Origin of the sequence: Roseinatronobacter domitianus, assembly GCF_023336755.1 — a bacterium.
GTDB classification, from domain to species: domain Bacteria; phylum Pseudomonadota; class Alphaproteobacteria; order Rhodobacterales; family Rhodobacteraceae; genus Roseinatronobacter; species Roseinatronobacter domitianus.
Map to the genome: position 1 here is coordinate 147,755 of NZ_JALZWP010000003.1, position 15,814 is coordinate 163,568.

General features: G+C 58.7%; 17 protein-coding genes. 10 read left to right on the forward strand and 7 right to left on the reverse strand.

Features of this window, described 5'->3' with window-relative positions; translation table 11 throughout:
- Positions 1-6: 6 nt before the first annotated feature.
- From M3N55_RS04730 to ettA, 4 genes are all read right to left on the reverse strand, one after another.
- A complete protein-coding gene (locus M3N55_RS04730; RefSeq protein ID WP_249056889.1) occupies positions 7-156 on the reverse strand; it encodes a hypothetical protein in 150 nt (49 codons plus the stop codon).
- A gap of 80 nt (positions 157-236) precedes the next feature.
- A complete protein-coding gene (locus tag M3N55_RS04735) occupies positions 237-383 on the reverse strand; it encodes a hypothetical protein (RefSeq protein ID WP_249056891.1) in 147 nt (48 codons plus the stop codon).
- 45 nt (positions 384-428) lie between these two features.
- Positions 429-947 (reverse strand): hypothetical protein, encoded by a 519-nt coding sequence (locus tag M3N55_RS04740; protein ID WP_249056894.1) that lies wholly within the window; start codon positions 945-947, stop codon positions 429-431.
- A gap of 6 nt (positions 948-953) precedes the next feature.
- Positions 954-2,609, reverse strand: coding sequence for an energy-dependent translational throttle protein EttA (gene ettA, locus M3N55_RS04745; protein WP_249056896.1), 1,656 nt, complete (start codon positions 2,607-2,609; stop codon positions 954-956).
- A gap of 132 nt (positions 2,610-2,741) precedes the next feature.
- Here ettA and M3N55_RS04750 point away from each other — a divergent pair, with 132 nt between their 5' ends.
- From M3N55_RS04750 to M3N55_RS04790, 9 genes are all read left to right on the forward strand, one after another.
- Complete coding sequence (locus M3N55_RS04750) at positions 2,742-3,167, forward strand: YHS domain-containing (seleno)protein (protein WP_249056898.1); 426 nt, start codon at positions 2,742-2,744, stop codon at positions 3,165-3,167.
- Between the two features lie 107 nt (positions 3,168-3,274).
- Positions 3,275-4,048 carry an ABC transporter ATP-binding protein gene (locus M3N55_RS04755; RefSeq protein ID WP_249056900.1) on the forward strand — a complete coding sequence of 258 codons (774 nt, stop codon included), beginning with the start codon at positions 3,275-3,277 and terminating at the stop codon, positions 4,046-4,048.
- Positions 4,049-4,072: 24 nt separating this feature from the next.
- Positions 4,073-4,810 (forward strand): transporter substrate-binding domain-containing protein, encoded by a 738-nt coding sequence (locus M3N55_RS04760; RefSeq protein ID WP_249056901.1) that lies wholly within the window; start codon positions 4,073-4,075, stop codon positions 4,808-4,810.
- A gap of 48 nt (positions 4,811-4,858) precedes the next feature.
- The gene (locus tag M3N55_RS04765) at positions 4,859-5,740 is read left to right on the forward strand and encodes an ABC transporter permease (RefSeq protein ID WP_249056903.1); all 882 of its coding nucleotides are present in this window, start codon (positions 4,859-4,861) and stop codon (positions 5,738-5,740) included.
- Positions 5,737-6,588 (forward strand): ABC transporter permease, encoded by an 852-nt coding sequence (locus tag M3N55_RS04770; protein ID WP_249056906.1) that lies wholly within the window; start codon positions 5,737-5,739, stop codon positions 6,586-6,588. Before M3N55_RS04765 ends, M3N55_RS04770 begins: the two co-directional genes overlap by 4 nt.
- A gap of 3 nt (positions 6,589-6,591) precedes the next feature.
- On the forward strand, positions 6,592-7,914 hold the full coding sequence (locus M3N55_RS04775; protein ID WP_249056908.1) for a glutamine synthetase family protein: 1,323 nt from the start codon (positions 6,592-6,594) through the stop codon (positions 7,912-7,914).
- 75 nt (positions 7,915-7,989) lie between these two features.
- Entirely contained in the window at positions 7,990-8,676 is a 687-nt protein-coding gene (locus M3N55_RS04780; protein WP_249056911.1) for a type 1 glutamine amidotransferase, read from the forward strand.
- Complete coding sequence (locus M3N55_RS04785) at positions 8,673-10,028, forward strand: glutamine synthetase family protein (RefSeq protein ID WP_249056912.1); 1,356 nt, start codon at positions 8,673-8,675, stop codon at positions 10,026-10,028. Before M3N55_RS04780 ends, M3N55_RS04785 begins: the two co-directional genes overlap by 4 nt.
- Complete coding sequence (locus M3N55_RS04790; protein WP_249056915.1) at positions 10,025-11,320, forward strand: NAD(P)/FAD-dependent oxidoreductase; 1,296 nt, start codon at positions 10,025-10,027, stop codon at positions 11,318-11,320. Before M3N55_RS04785 ends, M3N55_RS04790 begins: the two co-directional genes overlap by 4 nt.
- 3 nt (positions 11,321-11,323) lie before the next feature.
- Here the strand turns inward: M3N55_RS04790 and phaR are convergent, their stop codons facing one another.
- The 3 genes from phaR to M3N55_RS04805 all read right to left on the reverse strand — a co-directional run bounded on the left by phaR (position 11,324) and on the right by M3N55_RS04805 (position 14,389).
- Positions 11,324-11,878 carry a polyhydroxyalkanoate synthesis repressor PhaR gene (gene phaR, locus M3N55_RS04795; RefSeq protein ID WP_428982602.1) on the reverse strand — a complete coding sequence of 185 codons (555 nt, stop codon included), beginning with the start codon at positions 11,876-11,878 and terminating at the stop codon, positions 11,324-11,326.
- 128 nt (positions 11,879-12,006) lie between these two features.
- Complete coding sequence (locus tag M3N55_RS04800; protein WP_249056918.1) at positions 12,007-12,450, reverse strand: phasin family protein; 444 nt, start codon at positions 12,448-12,450, stop codon at positions 12,007-12,009.
- Between the two features lie 136 nt (positions 12,451-12,586).
- Positions 12,587-14,389, reverse strand: coding sequence for a PHA/PHB synthase family protein (locus tag M3N55_RS04805; RefSeq protein WP_249056920.1), 1,803 nt, complete (start codon positions 14,387-14,389; stop codon positions 12,587-12,589).
- A 121-nt stretch (positions 14,390-14,510) separates the two neighbouring features.
- Here M3N55_RS04805 and phaZ point away from each other — a divergent pair, with 121 nt between their 5' ends.
- The gene (gene phaZ / locus M3N55_RS04810; protein WP_249056922.1) at positions 14,511-15,788 is read left to right on the forward strand and encodes a polyhydroxyalkanoate depolymerase; all 1,278 of its coding nucleotides are present in this window, start codon (positions 14,511-14,513) and stop codon (positions 15,786-15,788) included.
- Positions 15,789-15,814 lie beyond the last annotated feature (26 nt).

The following is a 15,814-nucleotide window of genomic DNA, read 5'->3' on the forward strand; positions in this document are numbered from 1 at the left end:
ATGGGGTTAGGTCTGGGGCTGGGGCTTGGGCTTGGGTTTCGGTGTCTTGAACCACGCAGGCTTGAATTGCGCGAAATCGAGCGTCGAAAGGTCTTGATCCAGAAAGTCATCGGCTTGCGCGTCAGAGGTCAGGACGGGAACAACAGAAACTGACATCGGAGCATCCCAACACATCATAAAAAAGAAGCCGTGCAGATCGGTTCTGCACGGCGCGAATTTCAAATAATAGAGCGATTTTAGGCGGCTTTGGCCGTATCGTCGCGCACCGTTGCCACAGATGCCTTGTTATTCGACATGAACATTGAAGTTCGTTTGAAAGCATCCAATCCAACAGCTTCGATCGCGTTCCTTACAGCAGCTTTCATTTCCAAATGCGTGAGCATCGCTTCCTCCACTCGGGGCTTCGTAGCAGCTTTACCCCATAAACGTTACACTTTTGATAAGTGTAGCCACATCCCTTTTGAATCAACCTTCCAAGATTGTCCAGCAAAACGAAGTTGCATCGCCAATGCGGCAAAAAATTGACGATCATTAGGGCTGCGATAGTGCAACTTTACGTGTGGGCTGGGTAGGGTTTCTTCGGAGCACTGCAGCAGAGCATTGAAAAAGTAAGCTTGCACTTCAGCGTAGTCGCCTTCCGTGAGTTCCTCAAAATCATAGTAGGGGGAAAGCACTAGATGTCGCACACGCAGGACTTTTCCTGCGTAGCCCTTGAGTAAGGTGGAGTTCAAAAAACATGCTGCATGGTGCTTTTTCGTTTCATCTTGTAGTGAGAAAACCCCTGTATCAGCATCAATCTCACCATCGTCACACTCTTCACGAAGCGTCGAAACCGAGGCTCCAGCATACGACTCATAGTCTTCACCAAAACCATCACACTCGGCGGCCCACTGATCTTCCAAGCTTTTCCAAGTGCCATCAGACTTGTTTAAACGAATCAATTTCATTTGTTTCTACCTCGTAAACTTCTTGTACTTCACCCGCTTCGGCTCCAGCGCGTCCGGGCCAAGCCTGCGCTTCTTGTCTTCCTCATAGGCCGCGAAGTTGCCTTCGAACCATTCGACATGCGCCTCGCCTTCAAAGGCCAGAATATGCGTGCAGAGCCGGTCAAGGAAGAAGCGGTCGTGCGAAATGATGACCGCGCAGCCCGCGAAATCTTCCAGCGCCGCTTCCAGCGCTTGCAGGGTTTCCACGTCCAGATCGTTGGTCGGCTCGTCGAGCAGAAGCACATTCCCGCCCGCGCGCAGCAGTTTCGCCATATGCACGCGGTTGCGTTCACCGCCCGACAGCAGGCCCACCTTCTTTTGCTGGTCGCCGCCCTTGAAATTGAAGGCAGAGCAATAGGCGCGGCTGTTCACTTCGGCGTCGCCCAGTTGGATAATGTCCAACCCGTCAGAGATTTCTTCCCACACGGTCTTGTTGTCATCCAGCGCGTCGCGCGACTGGTCGACGTAAGATAGCTGCACCGTATCGCCGAATTCGACTGTGCCTGCATCGGGCTGTTCTTGGCCCGTCAACATGCGGAACAGGGTCGATTTACCTGCGCCGTTCGGGCCGATCACGCCGACGATGCCGCCGGGCGGCAGTTGGAACGACAGGTTTTCGATCAACAGCTTATCCTCGAACCCTTTGCGCAGGTCGGTCACGTCAATGACCTTGCCGCCCAAGCGCGGGCCGTTGGGGATGATGATCTGCGCGCGGCCAACCTTTTCGCGCTCGGACTGGTTGGCCTTTTCCTCATAGGCGGAAATGCGGGCCTTGGATTTGGTCTGGCGCGCTTTTGCCCCGGCCCTGATCCACTCCAATTCGCGCTCCAGCGATTTCTGGCGCGATTTGTCCTCTCGTGCTTCCTGCGCCAGCCGTTTGGCCTTTTGTTCCAGCCAAGCCGAGTAGTTGCCTTCGTAGGGAATGCCGCGTCCGCGATCCAATTCCAGAATCCAGCCGGTGATGTCATCCAGGAAGTAGCGGTCATGGGTGACGATCAGGATCGTGCCTTTGTAGTCGATCAGGTGCTGTTGCAGCCACGCGACCGTTTCCGCGTCCAGATGGTTTGTCGGTTCGTCCAACAGCAGCATGTCGGGCGCTTCCAGCAGCAGCTTGCACAGCGCCACGCGGCGGCGCTCGCCCCCTGAGAGGGTTTCGACATCGGCGTTGTCGGGCGGGCAGCGCAGCGCTTCCAACGCCACATCCACCTGGCTGTCCAGATCCCACAGGTTTTCCGCGTCGATCTGGTCTTGCAGCGCGGCCATCTCATCGGCGGTCTCATCGGAGTAGTTCATGGCCAGTTCGTTATAGCGGTCCAGCTTGGCCTGTTTCTCGGCCACGCCCAGCATGACATTGCCGCGCACGTCCAGCTCCGGGTCCAGATGTGGTTCCTGCGGCAGGTAGCCAACCTTCGCGCCTTTGGCGGCCCAGGCCTCTCCGGTGAAATCCTTGTCGGCACCGGACATGATGCGCAGCAGGGTCGATTTACCCGCGCCGTTCACACCCACAACGCCGATCTTCACACCGGGCAGGAATGACAGACGGATGTTTTCAAAACACTTCTTACCACCCGGATAGGTCTTGGACACGCCATCCATGTGGTAGACATATTGATACGACGCCATGGCATTTGCTCCTGATCTGTTTGGCCAGACACCTACAGGCGCACAGGGTCTGTCGCAAGCCATTCACACAAGGGTGATGTTACGATCCAGGCTGAGGTTGCGTAGGGTGGAGTGATCGCCATGGAGGATAGAATGATCTCTCGACGCGCAATTCTGGCTGCCACGCTCTTGGGCCTTCCCGCTTCGTCGCTATTCGCGCAAGCGGCCCCGATGCTTGATGGCTATGACCCGGTTGCCTATTTCATCGACGGCGCGCCGCGCTTGGGTAACACCGCCCACAGTTTGGATTGGAACGGCAGGCGCTGGCATTTTGCATCGTCCGCCAATCGTGATGCCTTTGCCGCTGACCCCACGCGCTATGCCCCACAATATGACGGCAATTGCGCTTGGGCCGTCGCAGAGGGATATCTGGCCCCGGTCGACCCGCATGCATGGGCCATTGTTGACGGAAAGCTCTATCTCAACGCAAATCGCCGCATCCAGCGACGCTGGGAGCGCGATATTCCCGGTTTCATTGCGCGTGCCGAAACCACCTGGCCGGGCTTGCGCAACAACTAGGCATCAGAGGGCGACGCTGCGTCAACGCAGGCGATCGGGTGCGTGCACCCTTGCCAATGCGCTTTTTTTAGGCAGAAATGACGGGCACGTTATGCCAGCAAGGTCACATGTCCGACACGCCCGTTATTGAGATTCGCGACCTGCATAAGGCCTATGGGCCGTTGGAAGTGTTGAAAGGCGTTAACTTGAGCGCGCAAAAGGGGGACGTGATCTCTTTGATCGGGTCATCCGGTTCCGGGAAATCCACGCTGTTGCGCTGCTGCAACTTGCTGGAAGACAGCCAGCAGGGCGAGATTCTGTTCGAAGGGGAACCCGTGCGTTGGCGTGGCACAGGGGGCAACCGCCAACCTGCCGACCGTGGACAGGTCACGCGCATTCGCACCAACCTGTCGATGGTCTTCCAAAGCTTCAACCTGTGGTCGCATCTAAGCGTGTTGCAGAACGTGATGGAAGCGCCGGTCCATGTTCTGAAACAGGACCGTTCAGAAGTCGAGCCCCGCGCCCGCGCTATCCTCGAGAAGGTCGGGATTGGCGACAAGGCCGATGTTTTCCCCGCGCAAATGTCGGGCGGCCAACAACAGCGTGCCGCGATTGCGCGCGCGTTGTGCATGGAGCCGCGCGCGCTGCTGTTTGACGAACCAACCTCGGCGCTGGACCCTGAACTGGAACAGGAAGTGGTGCGCGTTATCAAGGCGCTGGCGCAAGAAGGGCGCACCATGCTGATCGTCACCCATGACATGCGACTGGCCGCCGATGTGTCCAGCCATGTGATTTTCCTGCATGATGGCCGGATAGAGGAAGAGGGGCCACCAGACACCCTGTTCGGCAATCCGCAATCCGCGCGGCTGAAACAGTTTCTCAGCCATAGCCAGCCGCATTAACCATAACCAACCGGGAGTAATGACATGAAAAAACTGATCCTTGGCCTGGCACTGACCGCCTTCGGAACTGGCACGGCACTGGCCCAAGACGTGGTGCGCATGGGGTCCGAAGGGGCCTACCCTCCGTATAACTTCATCAACGACGCCACAGGCGAGTTGGACGGGTTCGAGCGTGAATTGGGCGACGCGATCTGCGAACGCGCGGGCCTGACCTGCGAGTGGGTCATCAATGATTGGGACACGATCATCCCCAATCTGGTCTCTGGCAACTATGACACCATCATGGCCGGTATGAGCATTACCGACGCGCGCCGTGAGGTCATTGCGTTCAGCCAGAACTATCTGCAACCTGAACCCTCGGCCTTTATCGCGCTTGCCGGGACGGATGCGGATGTGACTATGTCCGGGGTTGTCGCGGCGCAGTCGAACACCATACAGGCAGGCCATATCGCCGAATCAGACGCTGACCTTCTGGAATTCCCCACCCCGGATGAAACCATCGCCGCCCTGCGCAATGGAGAGGTTGACGCGGTTCTGGCGGACAAGGCCTTTCTGGAGCCCTATGTCGGCGACTCGGGCGGTGAACTGGTCTTCCTTGGCGACGACGTGCTGCTGGGTGACGGCATCGGTGTTGGCACCCGTCAGAGCGATAATGACCTTCGCGCCACCTTTGATGGTGTAATCTCTGAGATGAAGGCCGACGGGTCGCTGAATACCATGATTACCAAGTGGTTCGGCGAAGACCAGCCGCTGTTCGAGTAAGGCACGCGTGCGGGGCCGCCCTTTGGCCCCGCACCACCGCCCGCGCGCATGTTCGGCTTTTGCTCTGACCCCTCCATCCTCGACGGCTTCAACTGGTTCGCCTGCTACCTGACATCGGCGACCCATCTGGATTTTTACGGGGCGTTCCTGTTGGTGATGGTGCTGTTGGCCGTCACCGCGCCGGCTGCGCTTGGCATGGGCATGCTGGGCGCACTGGCGCTGCGTTCGCGGTTCTGGCCGTTTCAGGGATTTGGCAAAATTTATGTCAATATCGTGCGCGGTGTGCCCGATATCGTGTTTTTCCTGTTCGTGCCTATTGCGCTGGGGCAAGGCATTGAATGGCTTTTGCATCAAGCACGTTGTCCCGACTGGACAGAGCCCATCCGTCAGGGCACCGATTTCCTTGTCTGCCCAGAGGCGAAACTGCCGCCCAACGGGTCGCCGCAATGGATGTATACCACCTATTCCTTCGGCATGGCAGTTCTGGCCTTCGCGCTGGTCTTTGGGGCTTTCGTCGCCAACACACTGCACGGCGCAATGCAGGCTGTGCCGCACGCGCAGGTCGAAACCGCAGAGGCCTATGGGATGACGCGCGCCCAAGCCTTTCGGCGGGTGGTGCTGCCACAAATGTGGGTCTATGCGCTGCCGGGCCTGTCGAATATCTGGCAAATCCTGATAAAAGCCACGCCGTTGCTGTTCCTGCTGGGCCTGCAAGATATTGTTTATTGGGCGCGGGAACTGGGCGGACAGAAAACCTCTATCTTCAGCTATCCGCACCCGGATTGGCGCATGTGGTATTTCTTGGCTCTACTGGTGTTTTACCTGTTCCTGACATGGGCATCGGAGCGTGTTTTCGCGTGGCTGGGCCGACGCCTGTCGCATGGTCAGGCCACCGCGGCGGGTGAACGCCAGCGAAGGGCTGCGGCATGAGAACCTGTTGGGAAAGCTTCGAGGCTTATGCCTTTCGTGCCTTGGGCCGCGAGTTTGGTGAGCGGCTTTTGCCGCGCGGGCTGGATATTACTTTTTGCGATCAGGTCTTCCTGATCGGGTCTGGCCTGATCTGGAATGTCTATTTCGCCGCAGTCGCGATTGCCATCGGCTTTGGCCTTGCCGTCGCGGTGGCCATGGCGCGTTTCAGCGAAAACCCATGGCTGTCGCGCGCCGCTGCAATGTTCATTTTCGTCTTTCGCGGCTCGCCCCTTTTTATACAGTTTTTCTTCTTCTACTCCGCCTTTGTCCTGTTGCCCCGCAGCGGCATTGATATTCCCTTGGGCTTTATCACGCTGACGGTCGACACCTCGGCGTCGACGACAGCACAAGTGGGCGGCGTTCTGGTGCTGGTGCTGAACACCACGGCCTATTCGGCAGAGCTGTTTTACGGTGCGCTACAATCCATCCCGAAGGGCGATCTTGAAGCGGCGGATGCTTACGGGATGCGCGGCTGGACCAAGTTTCGCCGCGTGATTTTTCCGAACATGCTGCGCCTTTCATGGCCAAGCTACACGAACGAGGCGATCTTTCTGACGCATTCGACGACCCTGGTGTTCCTGTCTGCCTTTCCCGCACGACAACAGGTGGGCGAGGCGTTTTATTACGCGCGCTATTTCGTGGATCAGACCTTCAATCCGTTCGTCGCCTATCCGCTTGTGGCCGCCTATTTCGTGGCCCTGACGCTGTTGATCGTAGGGGGGTACGGTTTGGTCGGGCGGCATTTGAACCGGCATTTGCCGCAACGCAGCCGCGCGCGGTTCCGGTTCCGCCCTCAATATATACGCTAAGCTATGGTAGACCCAGATACCCTGCGTCAGATCCGCGTGGTCATTCCGGACCTGAACGGGGTTGCGCGCGCCAAGCGCATGCCGGCCAGTGCGTTGCCCAAGCTGATGGCGGGGCAGACAAAGATGCCGCTTTCGGCCCTGAACCTGGATATTCTGGGAAATGACATTGAAGGCAGTCCGCTGCTGTTCGACACCGGCGATGCCGATGGCTTTCTGCGCCCGACCCCGCGCGGTTTGCTGCCTATGCCATGGATCGGGCCGGAAGCGGCAATGCTGCCAATGGCCATGCATCTGGAGGACGGCACACCCTTTGCGGGCGACGGCAGAAATGCGCTGGCCGCAGTGGTCGACCGGCTTGCCGCGCGCGGCCTGACCGCAGTGACCGCAACCGAGCTGGAATTCTACCTGATCGACGACAGCGGCGACCAGTTCGCGCCCCCTGCAAACCCGGCAACGGGGCGGCGCAACTGGGGGGCCGCAACGCTTTCCATGCAGGTCATGGACATGTTCAACCCGTTCTTCGACGCGCTTTACGCAGGCTGCGAGGCACTTGGCATAGACGCCGACACCGCCACATCCGAAGCCGGACCGGGCCAGTTCGAGGTCAACCTTGCGCATGGCCCGGACCCAATGCGCATGGCCGATGATACCTGGTTGTTCAAACTGCTGGTGCGACGGCTTGCGAGGATGCACGGCTTTGCCGCCAGCTTCATGGCCAAGCCCTATCCCGACAGTTCTGGCAGCGGGCTGCATGTCCACGCCTCGCTGCTGGATCGCGACGGGCGCAATATTTTCGACGACGGCACGCGCAACGGGTCGGAAGCGTTGCGCAAGGCGACCGGCGGCGTGTTGGCCAGCATGGTCGATGCCACGCTGATTTTCGCGCCACATGCGGGCAGCTATGACCGGCTGGTTCCAAACGCTCATGCACCAACCGGCGTCGGCTGGGCTTATGAAAACCGCACCGCGTCGGTCCGGGTTCCGAATGGCCCGCCTGCCGCGCGGCGGCTGGAGCACCGTGTGCCCGGCGGTGACACCAACCCTTATCTTGTGCTGGCCGTTATCCTTGGCGGGATGGAGCTGGGTCTGGCGGACGGCATGATCCCGCCTGCCCCGCTGACCGGCAATGCCTATGAACAGGATTTGCCGCAAATCCCGACGACATGGGACGCCGCAATCGCGCGCTTTGCGACATCCGACCTGATGGAACGGCTGCTCCCGGCACGCCTGATCGACAATTTTACACGCACGAAGCGACAGGAAATCAAGACCCTTGCACAGCTTGAACACCAAGCTTTGTTGGCGCTCTACCTTGACAGTGTCTAGGCCCGTCAGCGGGCTTGCACCCAACGCAGACGCGCGATAGCGTCGGGCTTTCCTGACCCCGAAAGACTCAACACGATGAAAATCGGTATCCTCGAATGCGGGCGTTTGCCCGATGACATGAGCGCGAAAACCGGCCAATATCCCCCCATGTTCATGCGGCTTCTGGACGGGCATGGTTTTTCGTTCAAGACATGGCATGTCGAAGCGATGACGTTTCCAGCAAGCGTGACCGAGGCAGATGGCTGGCTTATCACCGGCTCGCGCCATGGTGTCTACGAGGATCACGCGTTCATCCCCGTTCTGGAACAGTTCATCCGCGATGCCTTTGCCGCGCATGTGCCAGTGGTCGGCATCTGTTTCGGCCACCAGATCATGGCGCAGGCGCTTGGCGGTCGCGTCGAAAAATACGCCGAAGGTTGGGTCGTCGGCGCGCAGGACTATGACTTCGACAGTGGGCCTGTGCGGTTGAACGCATGGCATCAGGATCAGGTTATCACGCCGCCCAAGGGCGCGCAGACCGTGGCCCGCAACGCGGCCTGCGCCCATGCGGCGCTGCACTATCCGGGGCACGGGTTCTCGGTTCAGGCCCACCCAGAGTTCGAAGACCGCGTCATTCAGGGCTTGATCGACCATCGCGGCCCCGGTGTGGTGCCTGACGCCCAGTTGCACGACGCACAAGCCGGATTAGGCCACGCCAATAGCGCTCGCGTGGCGGACCGTATTGCGGTATTCTACAAGCAACACGCCGGTTTGCGGATATGAGCTCCTGGCGCGACCATATCCCACAAGCAGCCCGCGACTATCTGGAAGGCCGCAGGCTGGACGAGGTGGAATGCATCATCGCCGATATGGCCGGAGTGGCGCGCGGCAAGGCCATGCCCGCTTTCAAATTCGATGACAGCACGAAATACTATCTTCCGACCTCGATTTTTCTGCAAACCATCACCGGTGGCTGGGCCGATTTCCGGGACGGGGCCGATCTGGAACCGGATATGATCATGCGGCCCGATTTCACGACCGCGACGGCCGCCCCCTGGACGGCTGACTGGACCTTGCAGATCATTCACGATGCAGAGGACGCAGACGGCGCGCCCATCCCAACCGCGCCGCGCAACGTGTTGAAGCGGGTGTTGGACCTGTATCGCGCCAAGGGCTGGCAGCCAGTCGTCGCCCCAGAGATGGAGTTCTTCTTCGTCGCCCGCAACCTTGACCCGAACATGCCGATCATTCCGCCCATGGGGCGCACCGGGCGGCGCGCGGCGGCACGGCAGGCCTATTCCATGTCGGCGGTCGACGAATACGGCAAGGTCATAGATGATATCTACGATTTTGCCGAAGCTATGGGGTTAGAGATAGACGGCATCCTGCAAGAAGGCGGCGCGGGGCAGGTCGAGATCAACCTTGCACATGGCGACCCTCTGGTGCTGGCCGATCAGGTCTTCTACTTCAAGCGGATGATCCGCGAGGCCGCATTGCGCCATGACATGTTCGCGACCTTCATGGCCAAACCCATCGAGGGTGAACCGGGTTCGGCCATGCACATACACCATTCCGTGTTGGATGTGGCCAGCGGTGCGAACCTGTTTTCCACGCCATCAGGTGAAAGCACCGATGCGTTTTTGCACTTTATCGGCGGATTGCAGCGCCATCTGCCGCGCGCCGTTGCTTTAATCGCGCCCTATGTAAACAGCTACCGCCGTTACGTTCCCGACTTCTCTGCCCCTATCAACCTGGAATGGGGCCATGACAATCGCACCACAGGGCTGCGGGTGCCGATTTCGACGCCCGCAGCGCGGCGCGTGGAAAACCGGCTGGCGGGGATGGATTGCAATCCTTACCTTGGAATCGCGGCCTCGCTTGCATGTGGTTATTTGGGCCTGATAGAGCAGACCGGCCCGCGCGAAGAATGCCGCACCAACGCCTATATGGACGAAGACGAATTGCCCCGCACGCTGGGCGATGCCGTCACCTTGTTTGAAGAAGCAACGGCCCTGCACGACATTCTGGGCGCCGAATTCTGCAAGACCTATGCCGCTGTGAAACGGGACGAATATATCGAATTTCTTCAGGTCATCAGCCCGTGGGAACGCGAACACCTGCTGCTGAACGTATGAACCTGCTGTTCGCCAATGATCGCGCCGGGCAGTATCCGCCCAGTTACTATGCCGACACCGCAACGCCACTTGCTCTGCAACCGCCGCTGAAGGGTGCGACAAAGGCAGATGTCTGCATTGTTGGCGCGGGTTATACAGGGCTGTCTGCCGCGCTGCATCTGGCCGAACGCGGCTATTCGGTGCGCGTATTGGAAGCGCATCGGGTGGGATTCGGCGCATCGGGGCGCAATGGCGGGCAGATCGGGCCGGGCCAGCGCATAGAGCAAGACGCGATCGAACGCATGGTCGGGCGCGATGACGCGCACAGGCTGTGGCAGATGGGGCTGGATGCGCGAGATCTGGTGCAGCATCTGATTACGCGGCACGCGATGGACTGCCCCATCGCGCCCGGCGTCATCCATGCCGATTGGCAGCAGAGCGGCGCACGCCACAGCCATGCTTATGCCGAGAAGCTGGCCCGCGAGTATGGATACACCGAGATCGAACCACTGGACCGCGCCGGGGTTCAGGAGATCGTCAATTCGCCCCGGTATAAAGGCGGCATCCTTGACCATGGCGCGGGGCATTTGCACCCGTTGCGCTATGCGCTTGGCCTTGCGCGCGCGGCCCTGAAAGCTGGCGCGGTGATCCATGAAAACGCGCTTGTGGTGGCGATAGAGCCGGGGGCGCGCCCCATTATCCGCACCCAGACAGGGCATGTGCAGGCCGATCACGTTATCTTGGCCGCGAATGGCTATTTGGGCGGGCTGGCGCCACAGGTCGCGGCGCGCGTCATGCCGATCAATAATTTCATCATTGCCACCGAACCACTGCCCGAAGGCATGGTTCTAAGGCGCAATCATGCCGTGGCAGACAGCAAGTTCGTTATCAATTACTTCCGCCTGTCCGGGGATAACCGGCTGTTATTCGGCGGCGGCGAAAGCTATGGCTACCGCTTTCCCGACATTCCGCGCACCGTGCGCAAACCCATGCTGCAAGTGTTTCCGCAACTGGCCAATACCCGCATTACCCATGCATGGGGCGGCACATTGGCGATCACCATGACGCGCCTGCCCGCCTTTATGCGAGTGGCCCCAAATATCCTGTCGGCCTCGGGCTATTCGGGCCATGGCGTGGCGCTGGCCACGCTCGCGGGCCGGATTATGGCCGAAACCGTTGCAGGCAAATCGGAACGCTTTGACCTGATGGCGCGACTTCCCCTGCCCCGTTTTCCCGGCGGGCGCGCATTACGCAGCCCGCTTCTGGCTTTGGCCATGACATGGTTCGGGCTGCGCGACAAATTAGGGCTGTGAGCGCTACTTGTTCATCTTCGACAGCTTGTCCTGCAATTCCGAAAGCTGTTTCTTAATGTCGTCCAGATCGTCGCCGCTGGAGCCGCCCTCGGACTCCTGAATACCCGGCCAACCTGCCATCATGGTTTTCATGAAAGCCTGCTGCTGGCGCTGCATTTCTTCGAAGCCGGGCATGGCCGCCATCGGGTTCGCACGAGCCATGTTGTCCACAATCTGCGACTGGCCGTCGCGCAGCATCTCAAAAGACATGGCCAAGAATTGCGGCACCACGCTTTGCGCTTGCGTCGTATAGCTGCGCACAAGGTCAGTCAGCACGTCGATCGGCAAGACACTTTCGCCCCGGCTTTCGTGCTCTGCCACGATCTGAAGCAGGTATTGCCGCGTCAGATCATCGCCGGATTTCAGGTCGACGATCTGCACTTCGCGCCCATCGCGGATGAAACCCGCGATATCCTCAAGCGTCACATAATCGCTGGTTTCCGTGTTATATAGCCTGCGACTGGCATAGCGCTTTATCAGCAGCGGTTTTGCGTCTTGTGACACGAGGCCCCCTCCCATGGGTTTTGCGGTGCAGCAGAGCCTAGGGGAGGTTACGACAAAAGAAAAGGGCGCGCATTGCATGCGCACCCTTTCATCGCGGTCAACTGTCGGGAGGAACAGGTCCGCGGGTAGAGAACCGAAGCGCCTTACTTGGCGGTTGCGGCTTTCGTTGCTTTGGTCGCCGTGTCGGTGGCTTTCTTGACTGCAGCAGTGGTTTCTTCCTGCATGTCCTTGCCAGCAGCCATCAGCAACTCAACGGTGTCCATCTGCACTTTTTTCGCGATTTCAGCGAAAGCAGCGACATGCTCTGCGGCGGTTTCAGCCGAAGCGGATGCGAAATCGGTCATGGCTTTGCTGTAGTCAGCCGGATCTTCCTTGGCGGTCGACAGCTCACCGGCTTTTGCCAGCGTTGCCTTGGTCCATTTGGTCGAAACTTCGGTCGACTTTTCGGCAGCTTCAAGAGCAACTTTGCTCATCTTTTCTGCAACAGCAGCCTGGGTTTTGAACATATCGGTGAACGCGGTGGTGTCCATCGGCATGGTGCCCATCATGTCTTTCATCATTTTGGTGTAATCAGCAGCGTTGGTCATTGTGCTTCTCCTAGCTAAAACTTCCGGCAGGTCGCGTCGTGTTCCCTGCGTCTGAACACAATATGCATGCTGCGGTGCAGCATTTCAATCTTTTTTTCTGCACCGCAGCATTTTTTTTGCTAGGCTAAATCCAACCTTATGACATCGCATCGTTTTTCGTGCTCTTCACATAGGTGCCGGGTGCGTCCGCCAACACCTCATACCCCGAATCACCGGGGATCCGCGCCGGAATTTTTGCCCCAGAGCGCTTGCGAAGCCACTCTTCCCAGCGATGCCACCACGATCCTTCGTGGAATTCTGCGACCTCCATCCAGTCTTCCGGCGTGCCCTTCACCTCTGGCCCCGCATGGTGGCCGTATTTCTTCTTGGCAGGGGGATTGATGATCCCGGCAATATGCCCCGATTGCGACCGGATGAAGGTCTTGTCCCGACTGCCCATTTTAGCAATGCCACGGAAGCTGGATTTCCATGCGGCGATGTGGTCGGTCTCGCAGGCCACAGCAAATAGCGGGTGCTTCACATCCGACAGCGACACATCCTCGCCGCAGATCCGGAAAGTATCAGACGCGAAGCGATCCTGCTGGCACAGCCCGCGCAGATATTCCACGCACATCTTGCCCGGCAGGTTGGTGCCATCACCGTTCCAATACAGAAGGTCGAACGCCGGCGGCGCCTCACCCATCATGTAGCTGCGGATGGCCGGACCATAGATAAGGTCGTTTGACCGCAGGTAGGAAAAGGTCCGCGACATGAAGAAACTGTCCAGATACCCGTTCTCGTTGCACTCGGCTTCTATCCCGTCGACGAAATCATCTTCCAGAAAAACTCCGACCTCGCCCCGGTTCGAAAAATCCGTAAGCGTGGTGAAGAAGGTCGCCGCGCGCACCGATTTGTCTTTGCGCTTGCTCATCAGCGCCAAGGTCAGCGCCAGTGTCGTCCCGGCAATGCAATAGCCGATCGCGTTGACCTGTGGTTCACCGGTGATCTCGCGGGTGACGCGAATCGCTTCCAGATACCCTTCAGCAACATAGTCATCCATGCCCGTATCGGCATAGCTCGCATCGGGGTTCACCCATGACACCACGAACAGCGTATAGCCCTGATCCACGATCCACTTAATCAGGCTGTTCTGCGGCTTCAGGTCCATCACATAGTATTTGTTGATCCATGGCGGAAAGATCAAAAGCGGCGTGCGGTGGACCTGCTCGGTCGTGGGACTGAACTGGATCAGTTCGAACAAACGGTTGCGAAATACCACTTTGCCCGGGGTCGTCGCCAAGTTCTGACCCAGCTTGAACGCTTCCTTGTCGGCCAGCGTGACCTGCAACTCGCCTTTGTTCGCCTCCACGTCGCGCACAAGGTTCTCCAGCCCGCGCACAAGGCTCTCCCCCTCGGTCTCGACCGCCTTCATCAGCGCGTCAGGGTTGGTGGCTAAAAAATTGGTCGGCGCCATCATGTCGACCAACTGTGACGTGAAATACCGCAACCGGCGCTTTTCGCGATCGTCGATCGACTCCAGACCCTCGATCGCATCCTGCATTGTCCCGGACGCGATCATGTATTGCTGCTTGATGTAGTTGAAATAGGGGTGGGTCTTCCACAACGGGTTCGAAAAACGGCGGTCGTCGGGGGTCATATCCGCCGGTGCCTTTAACTTCCCGCTTTGCAAAACTTTTTGCGCTTCCAAATGATGCTTCAGCGATTTGCCCCAGAATTCAAGCTGTTGCTCCAAAGCCTTGGACGGGTTCTTGGCCATTTCGGTCCAATAAGCCGTCACGCCATGCAAGAACAGGTCCGAATCGGGCGCTTGCAGGCTGGGCCGCGGTGGCTCGCGGTGCGCCAAGGCGTTTGTAAGGCGTGCGGTCAACGCCTCTATCCGGGCCATGTTTTCTTTCAAACGTTCAGCTTTTTTTTCATCATCATATTCAGAAGTTGTCATAAAGCGAATTTCCCCCTACCCTTCGCATGCGCAGCATATTGTCGTTTAGGATAGCTGCCGCGCAACTTGAGTTAAAGGGACGATTGGCGTTACCTGTTCGAGCGCTGAAAAGGATGACTGCATGAAGGGCATGGCCACCTACGACCTGATGGAAGCCATTCGCAACACAAACGAATGGATGGGCGCTTCTGCGCGGGCATTCGCCTCTTACCCGGTCTGGGGAATGGTGCCGCACCCGATGTTCAAGGTAATGTCGGCTTGGGGCCGCGTGACAGAGCGCAGTTTCGCCCGGATGGTCATCAAGCCAGACTGGAATATAACATCCGTCGTCGCAGAAGACGGGCGTGACCACATCGTTGAAGAAGTGGTTGAATTAGCACGACCTTTTGGCGATCTGCTGCGCTTTAAAGTGCATGGCCGTCCAGAAAAGCCGCGCCGTGTTCTTCTCTGCGCGCCGATGTCGGGGCATTATGCGACGCTTCTTCGCTCGACAGTGGCCAGCCTGCTGCCGGATTGTGAGATCTGGGTTACGGACTGGCACAACGCCCGCGACATTCCCGTGTCGGAAGGCAAATTCGACATCGAAGATTACACGCTCTACCTCACCGACTTTATTCGCCATCTTGGGCCAGATACAAATGTGATCGCCGTGTGCCAACCGGTGCCGCTGGCGCTGGCCGCCACCGCCTACCTCGCAGAGCTGGAACCCGAATCGCAGCCCCGCACACTGACGCTGATCGGAGGCCCGGTGGACCCGGATGCCGCGCCTACGGAAGTTACAGATTTCGGCGAACGTGTGACTATGGGGCAACTGGAACATCTTGCGATCCAGCGTGTCGGCTTCAAATACAGCGGCGTTGGGCGGTTGGTCTATCCGGGTCTGTTGCAGCTTGGCGGCTTCATCTCGATGAACCTTGAACGTCACTCACAGGCCTTTGCAGACAAAATTTCTGCCGAAGCTCATGGCCAAGGCGGCGAGCGCGACAAGCATAACCGCTTCTATGACGAATATCTGTCCGTCATGGACATGACAGCAGAATTCTACCTGTCCACGGTGGAACGTATCTTCAAAGACCGTGAAATCGCGCGCAACGAATTCATGGTCGATGGGCACAAGGTCGATATCGGTAAGATCACGCGCGTTGCCGTCAAGATCGTCGAGGGCGAGAAAGACGATATCAGCGCGCCCGGTCAATGCCTTGCCGCGCTGGACCTGTTGACAGGACTGTCGGATGCGCAAAAGGCCAGCCATGTCGAACCCGGAGCGGGGCATTACGGTATTTTCGCCGGCAAGTCGTGGCGCAACAATATCCGCCCGCTGGTAATGGAATTCATGGACACGCATTCCGACGATGGTGGTGGCGCGCGCCGCCTGAAAGTCGCAGCATCAAACGGATAAACCGAAAACCCCCGCCAATGGCGGGG